Source organism: Lamprocystis purpurea DSM 4197 (assembly GCF_000379525.1).
Lineage (GTDB): Bacteria > Pseudomonadota > Gammaproteobacteria > Chromatiales > Chromatiaceae > Thiodictyon > Thiodictyon purpureum.
The window spans coordinates 1-26,726 of record NZ_KB902549.1; the positions used below are offsets into that span (position 1 = coordinate 1).

The following is a 26,726-nucleotide window of genomic DNA, read 5'->3' on the forward strand; positions in this document are numbered from 1 at the left end:
CAGATACAACCGCTCCAGGTCGCTGCGCGCGTCAACATCGCGCCAGTCAAATAAGCTCGGTTCAATGGCCGCCATGGGGTCCTCCTGCAAAGGATCGTCTCGATAACGATATGATCCCTTGGCGGCCGCCTTTTTGCACGACCCCGCCGCNACGCTGGGGNGAATTTTCGCCCGCCGCCCCAGCCCACCCGCGCAACTGACTGATTGTTCGTTCCGGGCTGGGGTAAACGAAAGTTTTCCACCGCCGGGCGGCTTTTCAGTTCAGGGGGTTGCGGACACCGCTAGAGGCTCGTCAGTCCGGCAGGATCGCGGCCACCGGCACGCCGATCCGCGCATCCCCCAGCTCGAAGACAACCTCGCCCGTAGTCAGGGAATGCACTTGGCGGTACCGCCGCCCGAAACGGTCCGGATCGCGGTGATCGTGCAGTATGCGATGGCGAAGATCCACCACCCAATAGCGGTGAATGCCAGCACGGGCATAGTTGGACAGCTTGGCGCCAAGATCGAGGGCCAGACTGGAACTGCTCGACGCTGATGCGGTGGATGGGGTTGGCCGGTTCAGGCGCAAGCATGTCGCGATCCGGGGCTTTGAGCTTGGATTGCCATAACCATATCAGATCCGCGCGGGACTGACAGGCTCGTGACCACGGCCTTGATGGTAATCCCGGCCAGCGGCATGCGTCGTCAGGGCTTCCAGCCCTGAGGGTGTCAGGCCAGGATGGCCTGACTACGCACCCGGCGAGCCCAAGTGGCCGGAATCTTGATCGAGGCTCGCGACCACATCACTTGAGCCGCGTAACCTCGCTCCAATCGGCGATACAATCGGCCAAGCGATCGAAACCAGCCGAGACCCGCGATGGACCAAGCCAGATTCCCTTCCCCAGACCCCCGAACCCAGGTCGGCCAGGTCGCCGCCGCCGTGCGCCGCCGGGTGCTCGAACACACCCTGCTGCACAACGGCGGCTATCTGAGTCAGGCCTGTTCGGCGGCCGAGGTGCTGGCGACTCTCTATTTGCGCGTGATGCGCCTGGGGCCGAGTCAGGCGCCGCTGACGCCCCGTCCCTTCGCCGGCGTGCCCGGCGCCGACAATCCCGCCAGTTTCACCGGTGCGGACTACAACGGCCCGCGGGCGCCGGAGCTCGACCGCTTCATTTTCTCTCCGGTGCACTATGCGCTCGTGCTCTACTCCCTGCTGATCGAGGTCGGCCGGCTGGGACCCGCTGCGCTTGCGCAGTTCAACCAGGACGGCAGCACGGTGGAGCTGATCGGTGCCGAGCACTCCCCCGGTCATGAGGTCACCGCCGGATCGCTGGCCCAGGCCATCAGCCAGGCCGGCGGCATCGCGCTGGCGCGGCGGCTGCGCGGGGAACCCGGCTGGGTCTGGGTCTTCATGTCGGACGGTGAGTTCCAGGAAGGCCAAGCCTGGGAGGCCTTCGCCGCCCTGGCGCATCACCGCATCGGCCGGCTCGGCGTCTATGTCGACGCCAATGCCCAGCAGTGCGACGGAGCCATGGCGTCCGTCATGACCATCGAGCCGCTGGCCGCGCGGCTGCGCGCCTTCGGTGCCGAGGTGCACGAGGTCGACGGCCACGACAGCGATGCGCTCGCCGCCCCGGCCGCCGCCGCTCGCACAACGGACCGTGACCGACCGCTGGTGGTGATCGCCCGCACCGATCCCTGCCGCGGCATCGACCTGCTGCGCGCACGCGCACCCAAGCTCCATTATGTTCGCTTCAAGAGCGAACAGGAGTTCGCCGAGTACAGCCAGCTGCTGGCAACCCTGCGCGAGGCAGCCGCCTGATGACCGCAACACCCTCGTTCCCGTGGGAGCGGCCTCTGGCCGCGATTCCCCCCGCGCACTTTGGCACCGCATCGCGGCGGGACGCCGCTCCCACGGGGGTCCGGCACAACCGCGCCCCCCCGTGTGAGGTTCCCGCCGCGATGACTCAAGGCCGCGGCGACCGCCTGTGGCTGCAACGCGGCCTGCTTGCGGCGGATTGCCGCTCCCACCGGCATGGAGATCCAGCGTGATCGAAACAGTGCAGCGTCCCCATGGAGTCAACCTGGTCCGCTGGGCCAAAGACCGACCAGAGGTCCTGGTGCTCTCCGCGGATCTCACCGCCTCCTGCGAGGCGGACGGGTTCCGCGATGCCTACCCGGACCGTTTCTTCTCGATGGGTATGGCCGAGCAGAACATGATGAGCTTCGCCGCCGGCCTGGCGCGCGAGGGCTTCACCCCCTTCGTCCACACCTTCGCGGTCTTCATCTGCCGGCGCCCGTTCGACCAGGTCGCCATGTCGATCGCCTACCCCAACCTGCCGGTCCGCCTGATCGGGTTCCTGCCCGGCCTCACCACCGCGGGCGGCGTGACGCACCAGGCGATCGACGATGTGGCGCTGATGCGCCTCCTGCCGAACATGACGGTGCTGGAATGCGGCGATGCGACCGAGGTCGAGTCCGTGCTCGACGCGGCCCAGGCGATCAATGGCCCAGTCTATGTGCGGATGCTGCGCGGCGAGGTGCCGCGGTTGTTCGACCCCGGCGCGCCGCTGCGGCTCGGGCAAGCTCGACCGCTCGGCGCGGGCGGGGATCTGGCGGTGCTGTCCACCGGCATCTGCACCGAGGAAGCGCTGCGCGCCACCGCCGCACTACGTGCCGCCGGGCTCGCGGTCGCTCATCTGCATGTCTCGACCTTGAAGCCCTTCACCGACCCCCTGATCCTGGAGACGATTGCCGGCGTCAGGCACGGTGTCATCACCATGGAGAACCACGGCATCATCGGCGGCCTGGGCTCCGCCGTCGCCGAGTCGCTGGCCGAGGCCGGTCTGGGCAAACGCCTGATCCGGCTCGGACTGCGCGACACCTACGCGCACGGCGCCGGCCGCGACTATCTGCTGCGCGAATACGGACTGGACGCCATGGCTCTGGTGCGCGCGGCGGAGGACTTGACCGGCGCTCGGCTTGGGCTCACCGAGGCGGCGCTGACCGGGGTGCGGCTGGAGACGCTGGGGACGGCGGACAAGACGGAAGACCTGTGACGTTCAGGTCGACTTGGCGAAATCGATCGGAAAATGGCAACTCGCCAAACAAGCGATCCCGCCTGAACTGGATGAGCTGAGACACGTGATGAAAAATCGCGTCGGAATAGCGTAATGAATACCGACAATCAACCGCTAACTCTCTGCGGCGAACGCTTCACTGCTGTTTACCACCTCGCCGGAGCGGCCACCGCGACGCAAGCGCGGCAGCGGGCGCTGGACATCTGCCTGGAACAGACGGTGGAGTTTCCGGAGGATCTGATCCCGCACGCGGCCATCCGCGAGCAGATCGTCGGGCAGCTTGTCGCCCTGGAGCAGTTGGAGGAGGACCGCTGGGAGGCGGTCATCCGCTATCCGATCGAGGTCGCCGGACGGGAACTGACGCAACTCGTCAACTGCCTCTTTGGCAATAGCAGCATCAAACCCGGTATTCGGCTGGTGCGCTTCGACCTGTCGGAACGCCTGGCGCTGCTCTATCGCGGACCGCGCTTCGGACAGGCGGGGCTGCGCGACCGACTCAGGGTCCGGGATCGGCCGCTCCTGTGCACGGCCGTCAAGCCCATGGGGCTAAGCCCACGGGCACTGGCCGATTTGGCCTACCGGCTGGCCCTGGGCGGTATCGACCTGATCAAGGATGACCACGGACTGGCCGATCAGACGTTCTGCCCCTTCGACGAGCGCGTCACCCGCTGCGGCGAGGCGGTCGCACGGGCGAATCAGGAAACGGGCGGACATGCGCTCTATGTGCCCAATGTCACCGCGCCCGCCCTGGAGATCGCCCGCCGCGCCCGGTTCGCGCGGGCGGCCGGCGCGGGCGGCCTGCTATTCTGCCCAGGGCTCGCCGGTCTGGATGCGCTGCGCACCCTGGCCGATGACGACACCCTGGACCTGCCGATCCTGAGCCATCCGGCCTTCCAGGGCAGTTTCACCCTGGACCCGCGCAGCGGCGTCGCCCACGGCTGCCTCTATGGTCAACTCAACCGGCTGGCCGGGGCCGACGCGACCATCTTTCCGAGCTATGGCGGACGCTTCGCCTTTACCCAGGAGGACTGCCGCGCGGTCGTCGACGGCGCCGTCCGTCCCATGGGCCATTTCAGACCGATTTTCCCGGTACCGGCGGGCGGTCTGCGTCTCGAGCGGGTACCCGAGCTGATCGACTTCTACGGCCGCGACTGCATGCTCCTGATCGGCGGCGATCTGCACCGGGGCGACGATTTGGTGAAGAACTGCCGGATGTTGGTGGAGGCGGTGACCGCGGCGGACGGGCGGTCTCAAGGCTCAGTAACCGACAACGACCGAGACGCCATCACGCCGGATGAGCGGGCGGCGCGACCCTCGCCGATCAGGCCGCGTGTGCCGCCCGCCCCCGCCAGGTGATCAATCGACCCAGCGTGGACGCGCGCGACCGTACCGGAGGAATCCGCCGCGCCAGTTCCTTCAGGGCGTCCTGCAGAACCTCTTCGACCACCGGATGGTAGAAGGGCATTTCCAGCATCTGGTGGACGGTCAGGCACTGCTGGGCACCCCACGCCAGCAGGTGGGCCAAATGCTCGCTGCCAGGTCCAACCATGGCACCGCCAATGACGCGGCCATCCCGGCGATCCGCGTAGACCCGCAGTAGCGCACCATGCGGACCGCAGGACACGGGCTGCCCCGGCGGACCGAAGCGCATCTGCCCGACCAGAACCTGGCTATGATCCAACGCGGACCAGTCGGGACCCACCCACGCAATGCTCGGCTCGCTGAAGACGATGGACATGGGGGTCTTGGCGGGCAGGGTGATGGGCGTGTGGTGAGAGGCGTTGTAGCCCGCGACCCGACCCTGCTCAGCGGCCAGTTGCAGATTGGCCGGGGTGCCGCCCGCGTCGCCGGCAACATAGATCGGCAGGCGGCCGACCCGCAGGGTTGCGGGGTGATGGATCGGCACACCACGGCTGTCGGTGGCACAACCGGCCATGTTCAGGCCCAGGCGATCCAGGTTGGGATGACGACCCGTCGCGATGAAAACCCGATCCACCAGGACCTGATTCGGCCCGGCGCGGACCAGCACCTTGTCACCGCTGCGCTCCGCCGTGGCGCGCGCGCCGAGCCAGATCGGAAACGCATTGCGCAGCATCGCCACCGCCGCCTGATTGACGATCGGGTCGGGCAGGTGAGCGACGCGGTCACCGGCATCGATGCCGATCACCCGCACCCCCAGTCGATGTAACGCCTGGCTCATCTCCAGACCGATCGGCCCCAAGCCGACCACCGCCACCGCCGCGGGCAGCTGGTCCTGTTCGAACAGTGTTTCAATGGTCAGGACCCGGTCGCCCAGTCGCTCCTGCCAATCGGAGGGGACGACGCTGCGCGCACCGGTCGCGATGACGATGGCGGCGGCTTCGATGGTCTGGCCATCGGCCCGCAGCGTGTTGGGGCCGATGAACCGGGCATAATCCTCGATCAGCGCATCGCCCAGCGCATCGACGCCGCCGGTCAGCGCCGAATCGATATAGGAATCGTGCAGCACGCGCATGTGGTCCAGCACCGCGGTCGGGTCGACCTCCCAGGACGCGCCGCCCGTGCGGCCAAGCCAGTCGGCGGCACGCCGGCCGTTGCAGACCTCCGCCAGATGGAGCGCAACGCGCGACGGCACGCAGCCGATCCGGGCGCAGGTGGTGCCGGGGCCGCCGCCGTTGATCAGCACGAAGCGCTTGTTCGACTGACGGACCTCTCTGATCGCGCTCAAACCCGCATGACCCGCGCCGATAACGGCGACATCGACTCGCCTGTTCATGATCCCAGCCTCCGGTCTTTACCAAAGTCTTCCAGCCAACCTGTCAACTTCGATACTAACTAAAGCAGTCAGGCAAAGCTGCCTGTCGATGGCTGAGTTTGAGGTAGGAATTGTCTGATTCGGATACCGTTCGGCAGCAATTTGCAGCAGTACGTCGGGTGAGGATCAGGATCCACCCAATGGTTGCACCAGCCGCGCGAAGTCCGCCCGGTTCACGTACTGGATGACGACCTTGCCCTTGGGGTGCCGGGCGAGGTCGAAGCCGCGCTCGGGATAGAGCCAGTGGACGACGTTGGTTTCGGGCTCGATGCGGCGCTCGGCCGGGGCACCGAAGCGTTTCTCGATCACCTCCGTGCTGAGTCGCGCCTGGGGTAGATAGGTGATGGTACGGATGGGACTGGCGAGCAGGGTCGCCACATCGGTTGGGTCGAGTTTCACCCGCTTGCTGCCGCTTTCCATCTGGCTGATGCGCAGCCCGCGCTCATACATGGGTGCCAGGGTCCGTTGGCTGACGTCCAGGGTGACGATGAAGTCGGCGCGCAGGCTCTGCAGATAAACCTGTTCGAAAAAGACCTCGACGCCCAGCGGCTCGGGGCCGTCCGGCGCCTGGAACAGGTTGATGCTGCCGTCCTCGCCGAAGAACTTGCGCACCTCGCCAAGCGTCGTCTTGCCCAGGGTGAAGCCGAAGACCTGGGTGCGGCCGGTCTGGTCCGTGGTCACCCGCCAGGGCAGGCGTACCACCTCGTCTTGAATGGTCGGAGGCATCAGGAGCAGCACGCCGACAAAACCGAGAATGGCGGCAGTCAGCACGCCGAGGATAATTTTACGGTCCATGAGTTGGGACGACTTCCTGAGATTAAGGATTAGCAATTGAAAACCGGCGCCGGGCGTCACCAGGGCAGCAGCGCGGCGGCCACCCGTCGACCCTCGGCAACCAGGATATTGTACGTGCGGCAGGCCGCGCCGGTGTCCATCACTTCGCAGCCGATCCGCCGTTCCAGCACCGCAAAGTACAACGCCGGGTCGGGGAACACCTGTACGGCACCGGTGCCTAATACGATCACTTCCGGTGACAACGCGATCAGGGTTTGCAGATGCCCTGGATCCAGGTCGGCGATCCGCCGAGGCCCCCAGTCCTCGATGATCTGCTCCGGGGTCAGGATCAGACCACGGGTGAGGGTGCGCCCGCCGACGCGGATCCCCTCGGGCCCGTAGGCCTGGACCAGATAAACAGCGCTGTCGTTCGTTTCGGCAAATCTCATGACGGCAACATACTGCTAGAATCCCGCTCTTGTCCAACGCCCAGGCCATGCGTTACGCAATGTCCGGGCCAATTCCCAGGGAGTCCCGTGCGATCATGACCGTCCGTACCCGTTTCGCTCCATCCCCGACCGGTTATCTGCACGTCGGCGGCGCCCGCACTGCACTTTTTTGCTATCTGCATGCACGCAAACATGGCGGCCGGTTTGTCCTGCGCATCGAGGACACCGACCTGGAGCGCTCGACCGCCGAGTCGGTCAACGCCATCCTGGAAGGCATGACCTGGCTCGGCCTGGACTACGACGAAGGGCCTTTCTATCAGACCCAGCGCTTCGACCGCTACCACGCGGTCATCGACGACCTCCTGGCCCGCGGCCTGGCCTACCGCTGCGACTGCCCCAAGGAGCGTCTGGAATCCATGCGCGAGGAGCAGATGGCGCAAAAACTCAAACCCCGGTATGACGGCCGTTGCCGCGAACATCAAGTCGACCCCGCCACTCCCCACGTCATCCGCTTCCGCAACCCGCTGGACGGCGAGGTGGTGGTCGATGACCTGATCCGCGGCCGGATGGTCTTCAGCAACCAGGAGTTGGATGACCTGATCATCCGCCGCACCGACGGCTCACCCACCTACAACCTGGCGGTGGTCGTCGACGATGCCGACATGGCGATCACCCATGTCATCCGCGGTGACGACCACATCAACAACACCCCGCGCCAGATCAATATCCTGCGCGCCATGGGGGTGGAGCCGCCCCAGTATGCCCATGTTCCCATGATCCTGGGCGACGACGGGGCACGCCTGTCCAAGCGCCATGGCGCGGTCAGCGTGATCGCGTACCGCGACGCCGGTTACCTGCCCGAGGCCCTGCTCAACTACCTGGTGCGGCTCGGCTGGTCACACGGCGACCAGGAGATCTTCAGCATGGATGAGATGATCAACCTGTTCGACATCACGGACGTCAACAAGGCCGCCTCCAGCTTCAACACCGATAAGCTCGACTGGCTCAACCAGGAATATATCAAGGTCGCCGACCCGAGCCATGTCGCCAACCTGCTGCGCCCCCACCTGGGTCGGCTCGACATCGACCCCACGGTCGGACCGGACCCGGTGCTGGTGGTCCAGGCCCAGGCCGCACGCGCCCGCACTCTGGTCGAATTAGCCGCGATCAGCGCCTTTTGCTACCAGGACTTCGCCGACTACGATCCCGATGCCGCCAAGAAGCATCTGCGCCCGGTGGCCCGCGAACCCCTGACCCGGCTCAAGGCGGCCTTCGAACTGATGGCCCTGGAGGACTGGACGCCCGAATCCCTGCATCATGTCGTCGAGGGTGTCGCGGAGGAACTTGGCGAGAAACTCGGCAAAGTGGCGCAGCCGCTGCGGGTCGCCATCGTCGGGCGCGCCGCCTCGCCCGGCATTGACGTCACGCTGCAACTGGTCGGCAAAGACGCCGTCCTGCGCCGGATCGACCGGGCGCTGGCGTACATCGATGCCCGCGCGGGTGCCGTCTGATCCGCTATCATGCGGCGCACCCACACCATGGAACCCTGACCTTGAGCCAGTTCCCACCAAGACGCGATCGGCCGGTCCAGCCCCGACGGCGCGGGCCGCGGCGCCGGGCCGCCCGGGCAGTGCTCGGCGTCGGCCTGCTCGCCGTGCTGACGCTGGGCGGCTGCGCCATGCGCCTACCCGCCTGGGCGCGGATCGGCCCGGCTCCCGCAATGGCCCAGACCGCGCCGACCCTGACCACAGCGGACGCGGCGTCAACACCGACGCCCGCGGCCACGCCACCCGACCTGAGCGCCCCTCCCGCCCCCCAATGGCGCACGACACGCGAGGCCCTGGGCCTCAATACGCCGGCGGCGGAACCGGTCCCGGTCGGTGAGGGCGGCCCGATTTTTACACCCTTCAGTCAGACCTTGCCCGAACTGCGGCGCGAGGTGGCCTTGATCTGCGGCTCGGCGCGGATCAACAAGCAACAGGACTATCTCAAGCCGCTGGTGACCGACCTGTACCTGTCCAACGTGGATCCGGCCTTCGCCACCGAGGCGCTGATCCAGGGCGATTGCGGCTCGCTGGCTGCCGTCGTGCGTGAACTGGTGGCCCAGGGCGGCACGACGGTGGTTGCCGCGGTCCTGAATCGCGCGCTCTTCCTGAGCGGTCCCGGTGCCGAGGGAACCATCCGGGCGGCTGCCTCCAGCGGGCTGAAACAGGATCTGGTGACCCCGGTGCAACGTTCCGAACCGGCCCGCGATACCGGCACCCTCGCCTACTCCATGGCCTATTTTCCATCCCAGGCCGCCGCCTATGGGGTCGCCAGCGCCGCCGCACCCGGCACCCTGTACAGCAACGCCACCCCCGGTTTCGGGATCTATACCTTCGTCCTGCTGGGCGGCGCCTTCGATCCCGCCGTGGAAGATCAGCGCGCCCGGTACGCCGAACTGCTGCGCATCATCGAGACCTATGTCCTGGCCGGCGCGGCGACGCCGCAGAATCCCACCCCGGAGGCCCACGCCTTTCTGATCGCCATCCGACCCGAGGAGGACGACGACACCACGCTCATCGAGCGCAGCGCGCCTGAACTCTCGGCAGGGATGCGCGGCGACCTGAGTCGTTATTTGCGCAGCCGCAATCAGGCGGAGTTGGCGGAGCGGCTGACATTGCTCCCCGGCCCCTTTCTGATCTCCAGTCTGGAACCGCGTCTGCTGCCCAGCAACTCGGTCGCGCCGCGGCTGGTCACCGACCTGTCGAATATCGGTACCGAGTATCTCTATGCCGTGGTCGATGCCTATGACCGCCCGGTTCCCGCCGAGCAGCAGGGCCGACCCGAGGGCCTTACCGCGATTCGCGACCGCCTCCTGGGACTCTTCAGCCGGAAGGTCAGCGCGGTCGATCTGAGCCCGGCACTCAAGGACGCCTGGGTCTTCCGGCTCGGCGCTCAGCCCGCCGCGCTCACCGGGCCGGCCGACGCGGCCGACGCGGCTGCAGGCAACAGTGCGCCGGCGGCGAACCAGGCCGCGGCCAAGCCCGCCCCGCCCGCCAAGAAAGTTCCTAAACGTGCGTCAACCAAGGCAGTGCGCAGGTCATGATCAACTTCGGGATTCCCAACCTGATCCGCTTTCTCATCGGGATCGTGCTCTTGCAGGGCGTGACCGGGCTGCTGGTCTACATCGCACTGACCACGAACTGGCAGACCACCTGGCCGCTGTTCCTGATCCTCGGATTGTCGATCGGCTTTCTGGTCGCACTCTGGTTCAGCACCATCGTCGGCGCCGAACGCAAGCACGTGGTCTCGCGTGCCTCGGAGCGCTTCTCCAAAGAGCGCGAACAGATCCGCGTCAAGGCCGAACAACAGCGGATCAAGGACGTGCGCAGCATCGCCAAGGCCGCGCGCGGCGGACTCGGCGCGGGCATGAGTCTGAAGTCGGGGGTGGTCGTCGGCGGCGCCGTCGGCCTGGGCGTCGCCATGATGCTCACCCAATTCATGGCCCTGGGGTTGCTCACACTCGCCACCGCCGGCGGCGCGGCGCTCGGCTACGGCGTCCGAGTCCGCCAGGAAAAGCTGATCGCCAACCGGCGGCTGTCTGAGCAGGAAAAGGCTCTGAACATCATCGAGGCCCCGCAGTCGGTGCCAGCCATTGCCAACCGGAGCCGGCGCAAGCTGAGAGCGTCGCGCGATTCGGACGCCGATGCGGCCGGTTGATGCGGCGGATTGTTGCCTCTCGCTCCCACGCTCCAGCGTGGGAGTGTCGAGCAGGCGCTCCAGGGCCTTGATCATCGTTCCGGCTGTAGGGTGGACAAGCGCTAGCGCAGTCCACCGAATCCCGTGCCGTCGCTGGTGGACTGCGCTGCGCTTGTCCACCCTACGAGGCTAATGCTCCGCGATGGGAAGCACCAGTCAAATGATGACCACTTCCGGATCGAGTCTGACCCCATACCGCTGATAGACTGCATCCTGCACTGCCTGTAAGAAGTCGAGATACTCGCGGGGCGTCGCACCGCCATAGTTGACGATGTTGAGCGGCTGCGTTTTCCAGACCCCGCAGTGTCCGACCTGCTTTCCCGCCCATCCCATATCCTCGATCAGCCAGGCCGCCGGGATCTTGACCCGCGCATTGTCGCCGTCCTGATCCACGGAAAAATCGCCGTAAACCAACTGCTCCGCCGGATAAGACTGAATCTCCGGACACAGGGCCTTGATCGCCTGAAGCTGCTTAACGGTCACTGTCGGATTCATGAAGACACTGCCAACCGTGCCCACCCTTGCCGGGTCCGGCAGCTTGCGTTGGCGAATGCCGACAATCGCCTGGAAGACCTCGCGTACCCCATACGGCGGCGGCCCGAGCCGTGCCAGTTCGCCGGCAACGGATTCATAGCGCGATTGATAGCTGGTGTTGAGAATCGGACGCTTACGCAGGCGCAGACAGATGCGCACGACGATATGGCGTCCCTTGAGTTCCTGCTTGAAGATACTGGTGCGGTATCCCAGACCGCAGTCGTCGACACGAAACCGGCACAGCGCGCCGCTGTTGCGATCGAGCGACTCCACCCACAACAGGCTCTCGTGCAAATTGTGGCCGTAACAGGCGATGTTGTGCACGGGCGCCGCGCCCGCGGTGCCGGGCACCAGCGCGAGATTCTCGATCCCGCCCCAGCCGTGGGCGACGGCGAACTCCACCACCGACGGCCAATCCTCGCCGGCACCGAGCGCGAGATCGACGACATCGTCATCCTCGTAAACGACCGACCGGCCGCTGATCTCCATTTTCAGAACAACGCCGTCGAAGTCCTTCGACAGGAGGATATTGGACCCCCCACCGAGCACCAGGATCGCGTTGTCCGCGACACGCGGGTCCTTGAGCAGCCGCTCCAGATCAGCCACCGATTGCACCGCGGCGAAGTAGCGCGCGTTGACATCCAGACGTAACGTGTTAAACGGCAGGAGAGAGACTTGCTCTTGAATCATCCTGGGCACGGGATTAGGCATAACATTCCAGCGACATCATCAGGAAATTCGGCTTCACCGCGGCGACGCCAAGGGTTCAATAGGCGCGAGGCTCAAAACCGGCGGGAACCTCCAACGTGAAGACTTGATCATGAATGCGCGCGACATAGAAACCCTCCCGCAGAACCCGCTCGCGCAAGGTGGGCGTCAGATCCACCGCGGCCAGGATGCCGTAGAGCCGTTTCTCCCGATGCTCGGGGAAAAAGTCCCGAAACCGGCGCAGCAGGTTCTGCAACTGGGTGATCGCCTCCTCGCGCAGGTGACTCTTGACCTCGACCAGATAGGCCGCGTTGACGGCGCCGTTGGCGTAGGCCAGGACATCGATCTCCAGGTGCTGCCCGTCTTTGGTGGCGCGCACGCTGGGACTGATGACCTCCATGCCGAAACGCTTGCGCAGCAGCCGTTCCATGGAGGGTAAGGCCAGCCCCTCGGTGAAGCTGCCGAATTTCTCGCCCAGGCCGCCGATTTGTTTGCCCAGCTCCCTGATCTGGCGATCGGTCTCGCGCCGCTCGCGGGCAAGCTCCTGAAATTGCAGGTCGGTTTCCTGAAACCGGCGGTCAGTCTCCTGAAACATCCGCTCGGTCTCTCGTTGCGCTGCGGTCAGTTCGCGCAACAAGGCCAAGACATCATCGGCGGTCGTGGCCATGGGTTGCTCCCTCCGGTCGTGGCGATGGCAGGAGTATAGCGCCAACGCTGGGTTTCGCTCGCGCCCAACCCAGCCGGCGAAACGGGCTCCGTTGGGTGGATAAGGCGCGCCGCACGCTGTTCTGGATTCAGCACGTCGGTCAAGCGCGCCGCATCCACCATGGGCCGCACGAGACCCTTAAACTTCGAATTGCTGTCGTCGCCTTTCAGTGTCCCCTGAAAGACTCAAGTCGGGACTCAAGTTTGGGGTCGAATCCTTGATCAGATTTGTGGTTAAATCAGCATACAGGATTCTCAGCGAAAATCGCCGATAGTTAAGCGAGGAACGGCATGGTCGGCCCCCTGTTGGAAAGCGGCACCCTGACTGAGTTTGAGCCACTCGGTGTCGGCGGTGAAACCTTATTCGGGTCGGCAACCGAGCTACGCGGCGCGATGCAGCGCCGCCTCGGCGCGGAGGTCGCCGCGTCGTTTGCCGTGCCACAGCAGAACGCTTACGGCGACACGCTGGATTGGTACGCGCCTGAGCCCGGCGCCGTCACCCCATGGAACGGGCTCGCCGATGAGCAGCGATCTGCCATCCTGGAGCAGGTCGAGGCGCTACGCACCCAAGTGCTCGACCTCAGCCGACAACTGATCGGCGACGACCGGCCCGCCTGGCAGACTTTAGGCCGGCTGCTGGAACACGCGGCGACCATCCCCGATCAGTCGCACATCTTTCGCGTCGGCAGTCGGCCGGTGCTGGCCTTCTGGGGCTTTCGGCAGCGCGGCGGCGAGTCGTCCACCGGCGTGCCGGCCGGCGGCGTCACCATCCGCCCATCCCGGCAACCAGCCAAGCCCGCCCCCGGAGACGCAATCACGGAGCCGTCGACGCTGGACCGGAACCCCAACCGGCCCGCAAGAAGCCGTGGCCGTGGGTGGTGGTGGACGGTCCTGTTGGTGCTGTTGACCATCATCCTGCTCGCCGGACTCATCTGGTATCAATCGACACTGGTGCCAGTGCCGACAGGTCCCACGGACGTTGCCGCCGTGGCCGTCCCGACGCCGCCCGCCGAGCCGCCCCTGGATCCACTCGTGTTTCCGTCCGTCACCGGGGAGACCGGCTCATTGAGCTTCCTGACCGGTCGCTGGCAGGCGCGCAGCGATGCACTGATCGACTCCGAGAGCAAACACCCGATCGCGCTCGCCTACGAACTTCAGGACGGTGTCGGCGAGGTGTTGATCACCGAGCAATCGGGTACCGTCTGCCGTGCGTCGATCGATGCGGCGTTCGCCGACGATACCCTGACGCTGATCCCCCGCGACGAGATCCGTTGTCCGGATCGGGCGCCATTTTTCGGCGTCACCGTCACCTGTCGGCCCAGCACCGACCGCCGGGCCGCCTGCACCGGGAGCTTTCCCAACGGCACGGTTTTCCAGGTTGAACTCGGCAGACAACAGTAGCGGAGAGCGGGCACCAGACCCGGAGCGAAAGACATGCTTGCACGATTGGAACTATTCGAGGCGCGGGTCACGCTGATCATGAACAGCGGCGTGCAGTTTCTGGATTTTGGACTCACGTTGGACCCGCATCGCAAGACCGGCCAGTTCATTGCCAACGACGCCGGACCGGGGCTGTTACGGCTGGTCTATGACGACCAGGCGGGGACCTTCAAACGCCCCGACCAGCCGGCACAGACCGCCAAGCCACAATTTCAGGTGGGGCTCGACGAATCACTGCGCTTGTTCGACGGCGTCTGGTTGCCGGTGCCGCTCCTGCGTCAAAACCCGCCCTATCGCTACGCCAACGGCCCCGAGACCTGGGCGCGCGCCCGACTCGTCGCACTCGCCCCGTCTGAGCAGGACCACAACGGGCACACCCATCGGCTCACCCTGGCCGTCGACACCACCGTGTTTGCGGACGATCCCGAGCGCCGTTACCTGGCGCCAACCGACCCAGACGTCCAGGCGGGCGCCATTTTCCAGCTGCCCGATGCCGCCCGGCACTCCGACCATGTCAACTGGTTCTCCGCGTTGCCCTGGGTCGACGGCTGGCTTCGCGAATGTCTGGACGAAGGCGCGGAAACCGAGCTGCATCTGGCACCGGGCGATCTGGAACAGGCCAAGAGCCGCTTGGTTCACCAGGCACACCACCTGAACCTGCTCGCCGTCATCGGACCCGCGGCCCAGGTGCCGGAGATCAAGCTCATCAGTGATCGCCGCGACGACCAAGGGACGGTCCTGAGTGTCGATATGGTGCTGGATATCGGCAACTCCCGTTCCTGCGGCATTCTGGTCGAGCAGCACCCGCGGGAACCGGACCGTTTGAAGCACCGCTATGAACTGGAACTCCGCGATCTTTCGCGCAGTGAGCAGACCTATCGCGAGCCCTTCGAGAGCCGGTTGGAGCTGGCTCAACCACTCTTCGGAAAAGAACATTGGGCCGCCAAGAGTGGCCGCAGCGGGGCATTCCAGTGGCCGACGATCGGCCGCGTCGGACCCGAAGCGGCCCGGCTGGCCGGCGGCCGGCGCGGCACCGGGGGGGCGACCGGGATCTCCAGCCCCAAACGTTACCTGTGGGACACCGAGCGCTTCCCGACGGGTTGGCGCTTCAACAGCGCCTTTGCCCGCGCGGCGATCGAACCCAAGGCGGTGGCCCCGCCCGTCTCCATGCTCGTCAATGAGGAGGGCCGCGCCCTCTTCACACTGCCCGAGGACGAGCGCATCCCGGTCTTCAAGCCGCACTACTCGCGCAGTTCCATGATGACCTTCATGATCGCCGAGGTCCTGGCCCAGGCCGTGCGGCAGATCAACAGCCCCGATCAGCGGTTGCGCATGGACTACTCCGACCTGCCGCGTCACCTGCGTTCCATCGTCCTGACCATCCCCCCATCCATGCCCAAGCAGGAGCGCGATATCTTCGAGAGTCGCGTCCGCGAAGCCGTCGGCATCGTCTGGAAGGCGCTGCGCTGGCATCCGGAGGACGACCCGCTTGACGGCGACGGCGAGCAGACCGCCTGGCCGCCCTTGCCGGCCATCAAGATCGGCTGGGACGAGGCGACCTGTGGCCAGGTTGTCTACCTCTATAACGAAACGCAGAACAACTACGGCGGCCGGGTCAATGAATTTTTCCTCCGCGCCGCCCGCCGACAAGGCGTCGACCAGGGTCGCCGCCTGACGATTGCGACCATGGATATCGGGGGCGGCACCACGGACTTGGTGATCAACGACTATGTCTACGATAGCGAAGGCAGCGGACAAAACGCCTTCATCGTGCCCGAACAGCGCTTTCGCGACGGTTTCCGAATCGCCGGTGACGACATTGTCCTCCAGATTATTCGCACCCTATTGATACCGGCATTTGAACGTGCTCTCAAAGCGGCCGGGGTACCGGACCCGGCGCCACTGCTGGCGCGCATGATGGGCGCGGAGCATCTGGACGCGCGTGACCGCGTGTTGCGGCAACAACTGGTCGTGCAATTGCTGTATCCCGCCGGCCTGGCGCTGCTGGCGCTCATCGAGGACTACGACCCCTGGAGCGGCATCGGTCCCCGAACCCTGACGATCAGCGACCTGATCGCCCAGGGCGGCGGCAGCGCGGTATCCCCGACCGTGCTCGAGTTCGTGCACAACATCATGGGCGCTCATGCGACCACCGACGGGAACACCTTTGATCCCATGGCAATCCCGGTCGCCATCGATCTGGCGCGGGTCCATCGGCTGTTTCTGGGTGATCAATTCGAACTGGGCAAACCCATCCGTTCGTTGTGCGAGGTGATCTACCGATATGATTGCGACGTGCTGCTGCTGACCGGGCGTCCGTCGCGACTGCCCGGCATTCAGTCGCTCATCCGTTCGCTGCTCCCGCTGCCGCCGGATCGGATCATCCCACTGCATCACTACCGCACCGGCAATTGGTATCCGTTCCACCGTCGCGGTCTGATCGAAGACCCCAAGACCACCGCCGCGGTCGGCGCCATGCTGTGCATGTTGGGACAGGGACACCTGACCAATTTCTTTCTGGACTCCACGCGGTTTTTCCCCTATTCCACGGTGCGCAATCTGGGCATCATGGACAACACGATGAAGATCGAGGAAAAGGATCTGCTGTATTCCCAATTGCGGCTGGACCAAGCGGACTACGAGCTGCCGTCGCGCCCGTTCAAGCTCCTCGGACCCACCCGCCTGGGTTACCGACAGATCGCGGTGGATCGCTGGACGGCCTCACCGCTGTATCAGGTCGAAGTCGACCAGGAGCCTCAAAGCCCGATGTCAAACCTGGTCCGGGGGCTGCGCGTCTGGCTGGAACGCTGTCCGGGCCTGGGGCGTGAGGAATATCTGTGTGTCGCCCGCGTGGAAGACGAAGCGGGCCGCCCGATCAGCCGCGACACGGTTCACCTGCGGCTCAACACCCTGACCACCGTCGGTTTGAACGACGACAACTACTGGCTGGACAGCGGCAGTATCTACATTCCCACCGCCTAGGGGAGCGCCATGCAACGATGCCTCCAAATTCGTAACGCCGGCGCCGCCGCCATTGCCTGGGTTGACGCTAACCGCGGCAAATCCCCGCGGCTCGATCAGGAATCGACGGCCCTGACGCTGCACCTGCGGCGCGTCCGCAACAGCGCACGCGCGCTGGCCCGCACCGCCGACCGGCCCTTCACCGTCGGTTTCTTTGGCCTGTCGCAAGCCGGCAAGTCGTATCTGATCTCCGCGCTGGCGGCCAATCCGGCCGGTCAGCTCGACCTTGCCGTCGGCGGCGAACGTCTGAATTTCCTCACCCACGTCAACCCCCCTGGTGGCGGCAAAGAGGCCACCGGCCTTGTCACCCGCCTGACCGGCCGCCCGTTCACCACGGCGGCTGGATTTCCGGTCCGCCTCCACCTGCTCTGCGCGGCCGATCTGGTCAAGATTCTCGGCAACGCCTTTTTTAACGATTTCGACCGCGAACGCGCCCCCTTCGAGATCGATGGCGTCAAGGTCCGCGACCAGCTCGCCGCGCTGGCGCAGCGCCGCCGTCCTCAGCCCGTGCCAGGCCTGGACGCCGACGACGTCATCGAGATTCAGGACTATTTCGAACAGCGGTTTGCGCATAGTACCTATCCATTGAAGGCGGATTTCTGGCCAACCGCCAGCGCGCTGGTCGGCCATCTTGAAGGGGATGATCGGGCCGAACTGTTCGCGCTCTTATGGGGTAATGTACCGGAGCTGACCGAGACCTTTCGCCTGCTCTACCGCTCGCTGACCAAGCTGGGTTATGCGTCCACGGTCGACTGCCAGTTGGCCGCCCTGGTCGCCCCGTCCCCCGAAGGCGGCTGGACCCCGGCTGGAAGCATCGTCGATGTGGATGTGCTGGAGCGGCTCGGCAAAGATCTGGACGATACGCTGCGCGTCCTTCCGACCGGGGCCGCGGGACCGACCGACGCCATCTCCGTGCCGCGCTCGGTCCTGGCCGCCCTGACCGCCGAGATCGAGTTGCTCCTTGCGGACCCGCCCAAAGCCGACCTGCTGAGGCAAGTCGATCTGCTCGATTTCCCCGGATACCGCGGGCGCCTGGCCATCACCGATCTGGCGGACGTCCGCCGGCAACTCCGCGATGATCAACTCGATCCGGTGGCCCAGCTCCTGCTGCGCGGCAAGGTGGCCTATCTGTTCGAGCGGTATACCGAAGGCCAGGCCATGAGCGCCCTGGTGTTATGTACTCCGGCCAATCAACAGAGCGATGTCAGCGATCTGGGCGAAGTCATCGCGTCCTGGATCAACACCACCCAGGGCGCCGACCCGACCGCGCGGGCGCGGCATCGCCCGGGCCTGGTCTGGGCCCTGACCAAGTTCGACCAACGCCTCGACGTGGTGCCCGGACAGACCACGGACACCCTGCGCAGCAGTTGGGAGGGGCTGATCAAGCTCGCGCTCCTGGAGCATTTCGGCAAATATCAGTGGCTGCATGAGTGGACCCCGGGCCAATGTTTCGACAACCTGTTCCCGGTCCGCAAGCCGGGCAAAGCCGGCGCCGTGATCCGCACCGAGGGCGAGCAGGAATTTGACTTGCTCCCGGCCCAGACCGAACGCCTGCATCTCCTGCGCAAGACCTTCTGCGAGCACCCCCTGGTGCGCAAACACCTGCGGGACCCGGATGTCGCCTGGGATGCCATGATCACGGCCAACGATGGGGGCGTGTCGCGACTGCTGGAGCACCTGACCCTGGCGGTCGACCACGAAGCGCGCCTGCGCCGCATCCGCGACCAGCTCGACAGTCGGGCCGCCGAGATCGCGGACAAATGGCTGAAACGCTTCTACCGGGCCGAGGGCGCGGTGGCGGTCACTGATAAGAAGGCGCTGGCCGCGGCCATCATGCAGCCGCTGGCAGCCAGACCGCAGTTGCTCGGCGATCTCATCTATCTGCTGCAACCGTCCCGCGACCAGATGCGCGCGCTGTACCTGCGCACCGGTATCGAAGACGACGGCGGCGAGGCCGTCCCTCCGGCGGCCTTGGCCAGTGATCTCTCCATCTCACTCGCGGATATCCTCAACGATGGAATGCCCGCGGCCCCCGGGCAAGCGCCCTTCAGTCCGCCCCCGGACCGGGCCGCCCGCTTTGCCAGGGACGCCATGCGTACCTGGGTGCAGCAGCTCAAAGAGCTGGCCGACCAGCCGCCGGTTCAGACCTACTTCGGTCTTGCGCGGGAACGGTGGGATGACCTGATCGATGAACTTGTCACCGGCGCCGACCGGCACGGTCTGGAGCCGCTCATCGCGACCGCCCTGCGGCGGAACGAAAATATCGCAGGCGGCACGCGCCACCAATTGGCCTCCCGCCAGGTCGACGCCGTCTTTTTTATCCTGTGCGCCTTCATCGATTCGCTGGAAGCCTTTGCGCCGCCCCCGACCGGGGCTCCGACCGGCGGCAGCACGTCCGCGCCGGCCGGCCAACCGGCAGCGCGCGCGTCCGCGACCGCATCCTTGTTTGCCCCGCCGCCGCCCATCACCAGCGGCCAGGTGCCGGACCTGTCGCCCGATCCGGAGCCCTTCACCACGCGGTACGCCACCGACTGGCTGCGCGCCCTCGTCGCCCTGGCGGTCAACAACACGGGTCATGCGGTCGGGCAGGAGATCCCGCCGGAAGAAAACCGGCGTCTCGGCGCGATTCTGGATGACCTGGTCAGCCGCCTGCCCCAGCAAGAGCCAGCCGCGCCGACCGACGACCCTGATCGGTCAGCGGACGCCACCAGGCCGCGTCGCTTCACCGCCGCGGACCCCATCCATGAGCCCACAGGAACCCGTTGACCATGGCACCCAGATTCGACCTCACGTCCACCGCGCCCGGCCAAGCCCGCATCGTGATCGACGGCCTCGCAATCACGGCGAAAGACAAGGGCCTGGACCTTGCCGTCCAGCGGGGCTCGGATGAAAAGTACATCGGCAGCGGGGCCGACTGGCAGAATGAGCCGTACTGGCACCGGCTGGAGATGCTCCCCGATCCGGCCAACCGGTCTTTTCGCGTCGGCACGGACATCGTCAATGCCCTGGTGCAGTGTTACCGTGCCGACAGTTTTCGAGCCTCGGCCCGCTGGCAGGGCGGGCAGGGCGATGCCAGCCTGCGAATCAACGGCGAACTCATGGGCTCGGATGCGCGCCTCACCTCGGTAGGTGAAACCCCGGAATTCGATCTCACGTCCACCACACCTGGGTACGCCCGCATCCGGATCAACGGCCTCGCGATTCCGGCGAAAGACAAGGGCCTGGACTGTGCCATCCAGCGGTGCTCGGATGAAAAGTACATCGGCAGCGGGGTCGACTGGCAGAATGAGCGGTATTGGCACCGGTTGGAGATGCTCCCCGACCCGGCCAACCGGTCTTTTCGCGTCGGCACGGACATCGTCAATGCCCTGGTGCAGTGTTACCGTGCCGACAGTTTTCGCGCCTCAGCGCGCTGGCATGGCGGGCAGGGAGATGGCCGCCTGCGAATCAACGGCGAGATCATAGGCTCGGATACGCGCCTCCTCCCGCCGGGTGAAACCCCTGGCCTACCCCTCTGGAAGCGCGTCCCCCGCCGCTGGGCCTTGCTGGCCGGCGTTGCCGGCTTGGGCATCGCCGTCGTGGTCGCCGCGGGCGCCCTGTGGCTCGGCGCCCTCCCTAACGGCCAGGTCCAGACGACTGCTCATGCGCCAGCCGAAACGGGCACCGCTCCCGCCCCCGCGGACCCGGGCACGGCTCAGACCCCATCGGTGCCGGACCCCGCCGCAGAGGGTGCGGGCCAGGTGACGGGCACCGCAGCGACCCCGGCCGGACCCCAGGAAACCCAAACCGACGGCGAGAAGGACCTTCAGATCATCCGTGACCCGCCGCCGCCCAACGACCAGGGCGCGCAGACGCCGGGTCCTGGCGGTAGCGACAGCCCGAGCGGCGGCATGACGGCCAGCGAGCCCGCCCCCGCCCCCTACGACGCCCCCCAACTCAAAGGCCCGGAGTATGTGAGCTGGCTGGTCGACCAGGCACCGGACGCGGCCACCTACCAAGCCCAGGCCGAGCGGCGAGCCAGCCAGGGGGACTGTCCGGCCGTCATCCTGCTCTATGACCGCGCCGCCCGGACCAACCCCGAGGTCGCCGCCCAGGTCGCGCGCCTGTATGACCCGGTGGGCTTCCAGCCCTCGCCGTGCATCACCCAACCCAGCCCGAACAATGCGCGGGAATACTATGAGCTGGCCGCCGAGGGGGGTGTCCCGGCCGCCCAGCCCGCCCTGGATGCGCTGCGCACTCAGGGTCAGCCGCGGCCCGCCATCCGCACCTGGGAGAACCGTCAGTGATCTTCCGCACGCCCGCCCGCACCAGACAATAAGAGCATCGGAATCATGCATCAGAGACGCTTCGCACCGCTCCTCCTCCTCGTCGCCCTGACGCTGCTCCTCGTGCCCCTGGCCGGGATGAGTGCGGCGAACGAAACGCCGATCCTGCAACCGGGCAAGCAGTCCCTTTTCGAACGCGTACTCACCCGCCCCGGCGCGCGCCTGAGCGAAACCCCGGGGGAGGTCGCCAATGGCGATACCCGGCTGCTCACCGCCTTCAGCCAGCTTTATGTCTATGAGCGGCGCCGGGCCGGCGGAGCGCCTTGGCTGCGGGTCGGCACCGATACCAAGGGGGCCAACCAAGGTTGGGTCGCCGAGAAGGACACGGTGCCATGGAAACAGCAGCTCATCCTGGTCCTGACCAACCCCGGGGCGGTGCGCGACCGCCTGGTGTTCTTCGACTCCCGTGCCAGCCTGGAGAAGGTCCTGAAATCGCCGCGGCCAGGTGACGTTGTCGGACCGCTCGTGCGCGACATCGCACAAGGTCGCCGCGACCCGCGGGTCGTCGCCCTGGAACCGGAAACCTATGTCGACATCCGGGAGAAATTCTACCTGCTCCCCATCCTCGATCACGTCCAGACCACCCTGGCCTCCGGCGAATCGGTGCGGCTGCTGCGGATCGCCTCCGTCACCGAGCAGGAAGCGGACGGCGGCCCCGCGCCGCACACCGGGACCACGGCCGGCAGCGCACCCGCGGCACCTTCCGAACCTGCGCGGCAGTTTCGTGCGGCGGTCGTCTTCGTCATCGACTCGACCACCTCCATGGGGCCTTATATTGAGCAGACCAAGCAAGCCGTCGCCGACGTCTACCAGCGTTTACGCGATGCCCAGGTCATCGATCGGGTCCGCTTCGGGCTGGTCGCCTTTCGTGCCGAGGCCAAGGACGATGCCCGGACCCGCGATCTCGAATACGTCGCCCGCGCCTTTGTGGATCCCTCCCAGGCCGACGACGCCGAGGCGTTTATTGAGCGGGTGAAAGGCTTGAAAGAGGCGAAGTGGTCCACCGACTATTTCGACGAGGACGCCTTTGCGGGCGTGGCCGAGGCCCTCGACAAGACCCCCTGGCAGGACTTCGATGCCCGCTTCATCGTGCTGATCACCGACGCCGGGGCGCTCGACGGCCGCACCATGGCGGACGGCCTGCGGGTGGAGTCCAAGTCCGGCCTGGATGCGGCGCGGCTCGCCTCCCTGGCCGGCGAAAAGCAGGTTGCCATCACTATCCTGCACCTCAAGACCCCGGCCGGTGTCGGCGACCACCAGCGCGCCGCGGACCAGTACCGTGAACTCGCCCGCAACTCACGCTTTCAGACCGAAGCCTATTTGCCCATCGACGGCGGCTCGGAGAAGGATTTCCGCCGTGCCGTCGATACCCTGGCCGGGGCCATCGTTGCCAACGTCGGCGACAACACCGGGGGCATCGGCACCGCGGCCGCACCCGCCAGCCGTACCCCGCCGCGCCCGGCCGCGCAGCCGGCCCCGGCGGACGCCACCGAGCGCAACATCCGCGAGATCGCCAACGCCCTGGGGCAGGCCATGCGCCTGCGCTACCTGGGCAACCGGACCGACACCCGCGCCCCCATCCTGTTCGACGCCTGGATCAGTGACCGTGACTTCGCCGACCCCACCAAGGAGACGGTGGAGGTGCGCGTCCTGCTCACCAAGAACCAGTTGAGCGATCTGCAGATGATTCTCCAGAAAATCGTCAACGGGGCGGAAGAGGGCATGCTCAAACCGGTCCAATTCTTCGATACGCTGCGCTCCATCGCCACCCAGTTCGGCCGCGACCCGGCGCTCGCGCGCAGCGAGAACGCCAAGAAGCTGGCGGATCTCGGGCTGCTCGACGAATACCTGGGTGACCTTCCCTACCAGAGCCAGGTTATGGCGCTGAGTCAGGACACCTGGACCAGCTGGGGGTCCGAAAAGCAGGTGGGTTTCACCAACGATCTCAAGCGCAAATTGCGCCAGTACGCCCGCTACAACGAGGACTGGGAGGGTTGGGTCAACCCGGCCCAAACCGCGGACGCCTCGGGAGACTTTGTCTACCCGGTGCCGCTCGCCGACATGCCGTGAGGCGCCGCCCATGCTCAAACTCCCCCCTCCCGCGCGCCGCCACGCCCTGACCCATCGGCCGCCGTCCCTGCTGCTGGACGTCGAAGGCATGACCTTCAGCCGCGGCGCGGGAAATCAGCGCTTCACGGTCGAGGTCCCCGCCCTCAAACTCCGCCCCGGCGAACTGGTCGCCATCACCGGACGCAGCGGCTCGGGCAAGAGCACCGTGCTGGAGTTACTGGGGCTCCTGAGTGCGCCCCACCGCCACGGGCGCTTCCTGTGGCGGGGACATGGCCGCAACATCGATCTCGGTAAGCTCTGGAACCGTCGTGCCCATGGCGCTCTGGCCGAGATCCGCGGCACCTCCATGGGCTTCGTGCTCCAGACTCATGGTCTGCTCCCCTTCCTGACCGTGGCCGGCAACCTGGCCCTGATCCGCCGTTCGCTGGGCCTGCCGCCGCGCGATGCCCACCTGGATGCCATGATCGAACGGCTCGATATTGGCGGAAAACTCCACAAGAAGCCCCATGAACTCTCCGTCGGCGAACAGCAGCGGGCCTCCATCGTCCGCGCGCTGGCTCACCGCCCCGCCCTGGTCCTGGCCGACGAGCCCACCTCCGCCCTGGACCCCGGTCTCGGCGATCGGGTCATGGACTTGTTGCTGGCGCAGGCCAAAGAGCACGGCATCGCCGTGCTCATCGCCACCCACGAAGTCGACCGGGTGGCGCAATTGGGCCTGCGGACCGTCAGCGGCACTGACCAGAAACCGGCGACCGGCTTCGCCTGGCGCTTTGCGGACTAACCCATGGATCAGCAACAATCCCCTGAACGTCGCCTGCGCCGCCGTTGGCGCGAGGGTCTGGGCCTCGCGCTTCAGGACCTGGCCCATGATCGGCGCACCACCCTGGTCCTGCTGTTCACCGTCGCGGCCATCGTCGCCCCGGTCCTGCTCCTGTTCGGGCTCAAGAACGGCGTCGTCGCCACCATGATCGACGACCTGCTCAAAGAGCCGAGCACGCTCGAAGTCACGGTCTACGGCAATACCCGCCTGGAGTCCGACTGGTTTGCCCGCTATGCCGCCCGCCCCGACCTGGGCTTCATCCTGCCGACCACCCGCACCATCAGTGCCACCATCGATCTTGCCAACACCGACGGGCACCGCCAGGTTGCCGCGGTCGAGATGATCCCCAGCGCCGTTGGCGACCCCCTGTTGCCCGTCGACCCGCCGCCCCAACCCCCCGGTTTCATCACCCGCCTGCTGGGCCGTTGGCTGCCGCCGCCGGCCCCCGACCAGCCCTTGCCCGCCGCCCGCGTCGACCCGCCGGCGGCGCCTGATCAACTGCTGCTCACCGCCACCCTGGCCGCAAAACTCGGCCTGGCCCCTGGCGATGCCGTCACCGCCGTGGTGCGCCGCGGCACGGGCAGCAACCGCGAGAACGCCGTCCTGCAACTGCGCGTCACCGGCACGGTACCGGAGAACCGCTTCGCCGGCGACGCCGTCTTTTGTCGTCTGGATCTCCTCGTCGCCACCGAGGACTACCGCGACGGGCTCCGCGCCAGCCTCACCACCGCGGACCTGGCTGGTCCGCTGGCCAGCGCCCGCACCCAGTACGCCAACGCCCGCGTCTATGCCAGGGATCTGCCGGGCGTCGAAACCCTGGCCGCCGCCATGCGCGCCGACGGCCTGGAGATTCGCACCCAGGCGGAGCGGATCCACATCGTCATGGCCTTGGCGGACACCCTGGGCTTCGTCTTCCAGGTCATTGCCCTCATCGGCACCCTGGGCGGCGTACTGGCCCTCGGCGGTGCCCTGTGGGTCAATGTGGACCGCAAGCGCCGCAGCCTCGCCCTCCTGCGGCTCTACGGATTCGGCAACGGCACCGTCGTGCTGGTGCCGCTGGCCCAATCAGTGGCCATCGCCGTCGGCGGGTTCTGCTTCGCCTATATCGGCTACCTCGCCGGCGCCGCCGCCTTCAACCAGAACCTCGGCCAGAACCTGGCGGGTCGCGGCTTCGTCTGCCGGCTCGCGCCGGAACACCTGCTCGCCGCTGTCGGCATCACCCTGTTGGTCGCCCTGCTGGCCGCCAGCGCCGCCGGCTACCGCGCCAGCCGGGTCGATGCCGCCGAATGCCTGCGTGAGACCTGAGCGCCGCGCGCGGGACCGCCGGCAGCCTGCCGGCCCGCCGCCGTCAGGCGGCGTTCGGAACCGATGAACCAACAGAATGCCGAACCAGCGGTGCCAGGGTTTGCGGGGGGATGGTGCCATGGGGGACAGTTTACCCCCGGATGGCGGGCGCGCGGTGATCGTCTCCAGCAATTCCAGGTGTGGGCGGCCTTGCGCGACCCTCATCGTTCGCGGCGGGTGCGAAAAAAATTTCGCGACTAGGTGGCGCGTCCCCCTGGCCCCCCAAGACCGCCCCCGGCTCGCGCGCTGGCTATGGTCTGTTGACAGGGGGTAAAGGGGTAAAGGTATTAAGGGGATAAAGTCCTGGCAAGACGCAAACCGAGATTGCCGCTGCGGCTCACGGGCCCGTAGCTGCCGCGGTAGGCGGCGCGGGCGCTCCCGGAGTTGAGGCTCCAAGACCCGCCGCGCACCACCCGCGCGGACATGCCCCCCGCCTCCCAGGCACGGCCGTCCGAGGGCGCACCCTGATAGCGGCCATGATACCGATCCTGCACCCACTCCAAGACGTTCCCATGCACCTCATGCAGGCCCCAGAGGTTGGCCGGCAGACTCCCCACCGGGACCGTCTGTGCTCGGTAGACCCCAGTGTTGGCCCCGCAGCCGGCATAATAGTCATAGTTGCCGTCGTAGTTCGCCTGGTCGGTCTTGAAGTTCGCCTGGTCGGTCGTGATGCAGCGCCCGGTCCAGAACGGCGTGGTGGTTCCGGCCCGCGCAGCATATTCCCATTCTGCCTCGGTCGGTAAGCGATACGCCGCCCCGGTCTCGTTGGACAGCCAGGCGGCATAGTCCACCGCGTCCTCCCAACTGACATTGATCACCGGCCGCTGACCCCGCCCCCAGCTGCGGTCGTCCGGCGGCTGTCGCCCGGTCGCCGCGCAGAAGGCATCGTACTGGGCAAAGGTGACCTCGGTCTGACCGATCGCAAAGGGGGCGAGTCGCACC

The 26,726-nt window shown here is 66.5% G+C and carries 20 protein-coding genes; 13 read left to right on the forward strand and 7 right to left on the reverse strand.

What is annotated here, in order from left to right; all coding sequences use genetic code 11:
- Positions 1 to 292 precede the first annotated feature (292 nt).
- Positions 293 to 568, reverse strand: coding sequence for a Uma2 family endonuclease (locus A39O_RS0127760; RefSeq protein ID WP_020507925.1), 276 nt, complete (start codon positions 566 to 568; stop codon positions 293 to 295).
- Positions 569 to 856: 288 nt separating this feature from the next.
- Here A39O_RS0127760 and A39O_RS0127765 point away from each other — a divergent pair, with 288 nt between their 5' ends.
- The 3 genes from A39O_RS0127765 to A39O_RS0127775 all read left to right on the forward strand — a co-directional run bounded on the left by A39O_RS0127765 (position 857) and on the right by A39O_RS0127775 (position 4,415).
- Positions 857 to 1,801 carry a transketolase gene (locus A39O_RS0127765; RefSeq protein WP_020507926.1) on the forward strand — a complete coding sequence of 315 codons (945 nt, stop codon included), beginning with the start codon at positions 857 to 859 and terminating at the stop codon, positions 1,799 to 1,801.
- Between the two features lie 226 nt (positions 1,802 to 2,027).
- Entirely contained in the window at positions 2,028 to 3,038 is a 1,011-nt protein-coding gene (locus tag A39O_RS0127770) for a transketolase family protein (protein ID WP_245561997.1), read from the forward strand.
- 114 nt (positions 3,039 to 3,152) lie between these two features.
- Entirely contained in the window at positions 3,153 to 4,415 is a 1,263-nt protein-coding gene (locus A39O_RS0127775) for a RuBisCO large subunit C-terminal-like domain-containing protein (RefSeq protein WP_020507928.1), read from the forward strand.
- On the opposite strand, the gene A39O_RS0127780 is transcribed toward A39O_RS0127775, so the two are convergent.
- From A39O_RS0127780 to A39O_RS0127790, 3 genes are all read right to left on the reverse strand, one after another.
- Complete coding sequence (locus A39O_RS0127780) at positions 4,381 to 5,814, reverse strand: dihydrolipoyl dehydrogenase (protein ID WP_020507929.1); 1,434 nt, start codon at positions 5,812 to 5,814, stop codon at positions 4,381 to 4,383. The two genes, A39O_RS0127775 and A39O_RS0127780, sit on opposite strands and share 35 nt — an antisense overlap.
- Before the next feature lie 165 nt (positions 5,815 to 5,979).
- The gene (locus A39O_RS0127785) at positions 5,980 to 6,648 is read right to left on the reverse strand and encodes a hypothetical protein (protein ID WP_020507930.1); all 669 of its coding nucleotides are present in this window, start codon (positions 6,646 to 6,648) and stop codon (positions 5,980 to 5,982) included.
- A gap of 56 nt (positions 6,649 to 6,704) precedes the next feature.
- Positions 6,705 to 7,076: an Mth938-like domain-containing protein gene (locus A39O_RS0127790; protein ID WP_020507931.1), complete on the reverse strand. Its 372-nt coding sequence runs from the start codon at positions 7,074 to 7,076 to the stop codon at positions 6,705 to 6,707.
- A gap of 95 nt (positions 7,077 to 7,171) precedes the next feature.
- On the opposite strand from A39O_RS0127790, the gene gltX reads away from it, so the two are divergent.
- From gltX to A39O_RS0127805, 3 genes are read left to right on the forward strand one after another with little or no spacing between them, the layout of a single operon-like run.
- Complete coding sequence (gene gltX, locus A39O_RS0127795; RefSeq protein ID WP_020507932.1) at positions 7,172 to 8,587, forward strand: glutamate--tRNA ligase; 1,416 nt, start codon at positions 7,172 to 7,174, stop codon at positions 8,585 to 8,587.
- A 41-nt stretch (positions 8,588 to 8,628) separates the two neighbouring features.
- On the forward strand, positions 8,629 to 10,164 hold the full coding sequence (locus tag A39O_RS0127800; protein ID WP_157640468.1) for a hypothetical protein: 1,536 nt from the start codon (positions 8,629 to 8,631) through the stop codon (positions 10,162 to 10,164).
- The gene (locus tag A39O_RS0127805; RefSeq protein WP_020507933.1) at positions 10,161 to 10,778 is read left to right on the forward strand and encodes a hypothetical protein; all 618 of its coding nucleotides are present in this window, start codon (positions 10,161 to 10,163) and stop codon (positions 10,776 to 10,778) included. Before A39O_RS0127800 ends, A39O_RS0127805 begins: the two co-directional genes overlap by 4 nt.
- 195 nt (positions 10,779 to 10,973) lie before the next feature.
- Here A39O_RS0127805 and murB read toward each other — a convergent pair whose 3' ends face one another.
- The gene (murB, locus tag A39O_RS0127810) at positions 10,974 to 12,041 is read right to left on the reverse strand and encodes a UDP-N-acetylmuramate dehydrogenase (RefSeq protein ID WP_020507934.1); all 1,068 of its coding nucleotides are present in this window, start codon (positions 12,039 to 12,041) and stop codon (positions 10,974 to 10,976) included.
- A gap of 76 nt (positions 12,042 to 12,117) precedes the next feature.
- Positions 12,118 to 12,726: a DUF3782 domain-containing protein gene (locus A39O_RS0127815; RefSeq protein WP_020507935.1), complete on the reverse strand. Its 609-nt coding sequence runs from the start codon at positions 12,724 to 12,726 to the stop codon at positions 12,118 to 12,120.
- Between the two features lie 329 nt (positions 12,727 to 13,055).
- Between A39O_RS0127815 and A39O_RS0127820 the strand changes: the two genes are divergently transcribed.
- From A39O_RS0127820 to A39O_RS0127850, 7 genes are read left to right on the forward strand one after another with little or no spacing between them, the layout of a single operon-like run.
- Entirely contained in the window at positions 13,056 to 14,165 is a 1,110-nt protein-coding gene (locus A39O_RS0127820; RefSeq protein ID WP_020507936.1) for a hypothetical protein, read from the forward strand.
- A 33-nt stretch (positions 14,166 to 14,198) separates the two neighbouring features.
- Positions 14,199 to 17,186: a virulence factor SrfB gene (locus A39O_RS0127825; RefSeq protein WP_020507937.1), complete on the forward strand. Its 2,988-nt coding sequence runs from the start codon at positions 14,199 to 14,201 to the stop codon at positions 17,184 to 17,186.
- A 9-nt stretch (positions 17,187 to 17,195) separates the two neighbouring features.
- Positions 17,196 to 19,991, forward strand: coding sequence for a virulence factor SrfC family protein (locus A39O_RS0127830; protein ID WP_020507938.1), 2,796 nt, complete (start codon positions 17,196 to 17,198; stop codon positions 19,989 to 19,991).
- A gap of 2 nt (positions 19,992 to 19,993) precedes the next feature.
- On the forward strand, positions 19,994 to 21,511 hold the full coding sequence (locus tag A39O_RS0127835) for a hypothetical protein (protein ID WP_020507939.1): 1,518 nt from the start codon (positions 19,994 to 19,996) through the stop codon (positions 21,509 to 21,511).
- Positions 21,512 to 21,556: 45 nt separating this feature from the next.
- On the forward strand, positions 21,557 to 23,620 hold the full coding sequence (locus tag A39O_RS0127840; protein WP_020507940.1) for a vWA domain-containing protein: 2,064 nt from the start codon (positions 21,557 to 21,559) through the stop codon (positions 23,618 to 23,620).
- Between the two features lie 10 nt (positions 23,621 to 23,630).
- The gene (locus A39O_RS0127845; protein ID WP_020507941.1) at positions 23,631 to 24,401 is read left to right on the forward strand and encodes an ABC transporter ATP-binding protein; all 771 of its coding nucleotides are present in this window, start codon (positions 23,631 to 23,633) and stop codon (positions 24,399 to 24,401) included.
- Between the two features lie 3 nt (positions 24,402 to 24,404).
- Positions 24,405 to 25,745 (forward strand): ABC transporter permease, encoded by a 1,341-nt coding sequence (locus tag A39O_RS0127850; RefSeq protein WP_020507942.1) that lies wholly within the window; start codon positions 24,405 to 24,407, stop codon positions 25,743 to 25,745.
- Between the two features lie 326 nt (positions 25,746 to 26,071).
- On the opposite strand, the gene A39O_RS0127855 is transcribed toward A39O_RS0127850, so the two are convergent.
- Positions 26,072 to 26,726: formylglycine-generating enzyme family protein (locus A39O_RS0127855; protein WP_020507943.1), on the reverse strand; the 655-nt coding region annotated here is incomplete at its 5' end.

Coding starts and splice junctions, on each gene's coding strand:
- A39O_RS0127765 (WP_020507926.1), top strand. CDS start 857: ATGGACCAAGCCAGATTCCCTTCCCCAGACCCCCGAACCCAGGTCGGC.
- A39O_RS0127775 (WP_020507928.1), top strand. CDS start 3,153: ATGAATACCGACAATCAACCGCTAACTCTCTGCGGCGAACGCTTCACT.
- A39O_RS0127780 (WP_020507929.1), bottom strand. CDS start 5,814: ATGAACAGGCGAGTCGATGTCGCCGTTATCGGCGCGGGTCATGCGGGT.
- A39O_RS0127785 (WP_020507930.1), bottom strand. CDS start 6,648: ATGGACCGTAAAATTATCCTCGGCGTGCTGACTGCCGCCATTCTCGGT.
- A39O_RS0127790 (WP_020507931.1), bottom strand. CDS start 7,076: ATGAGATTTGCCGAAACGAACGACAGCGCTGTTTATCTGGTCCAGGCC.
- gltX (WP_020507932.1), top strand. CDS start 7,172: ATGACCGTCCGTACCCGTTTCGCTCCATCCCCGACCGGTTATCTGCAC.
- A39O_RS0127805 (WP_020507933.1), top strand. CDS start 10,161: ATGATCAACTTCGGGATTCCCAACCTGATCCGCTTTCTCATCGGGATC.
- murB (WP_020507934.1), bottom strand. CDS start 12,041: ATGATTCAAGAGCAAGTCTCTCTCCTGCCGTTTAACACGTTACGTCTG.
- A39O_RS0127815 (WP_020507935.1), bottom strand. CDS start 12,726: ATGGCCACGACCGCCGATGATGTCTTGGCCTTGTTGCGCGAACTGACC.
- A39O_RS0127820 (WP_020507936.1), top strand. CDS start 13,056: ATGGTCGGCCCCCTGTTGGAAAGCGGCACCCTGACTGAGTTTGAGCCA.
- A39O_RS0127825 (WP_020507937.1), top strand. CDS start 14,199: ATGCTTGCACGATTGGAACTATTCGAGGCGCGGGTCACGCTGATCATG.
- A39O_RS0127830 (WP_020507938.1), top strand. CDS start 17,196: ATGCAACGATGCCTCCAAATTCGTAACGCCGGCGCCGCCGCCATTGCC.
- A39O_RS0127835 (WP_020507939.1), top strand. CDS start 19,994: ATGGCACCCAGATTCGACCTCACGTCCACCGCGCCCGGCCAAGCCCGC.
- A39O_RS0127840 (WP_020507940.1), top strand. CDS start 21,557: ATGCATCAGAGACGCTTCGCACCGCTCCTCCTCCTCGTCGCCCTGACG.
- A39O_RS0127845 (WP_020507941.1), top strand. CDS start 23,631: ATGCTCAAACTCCCCCCTCCCGCGCGCCGCCACGCCCTGACCCATCGG.
- A39O_RS0127850 (WP_020507942.1), top strand. CDS start 24,405: ATGGATCAGCAACAATCCCCTGAACGTCGCCTGCGCCGCCGTTGGCGC.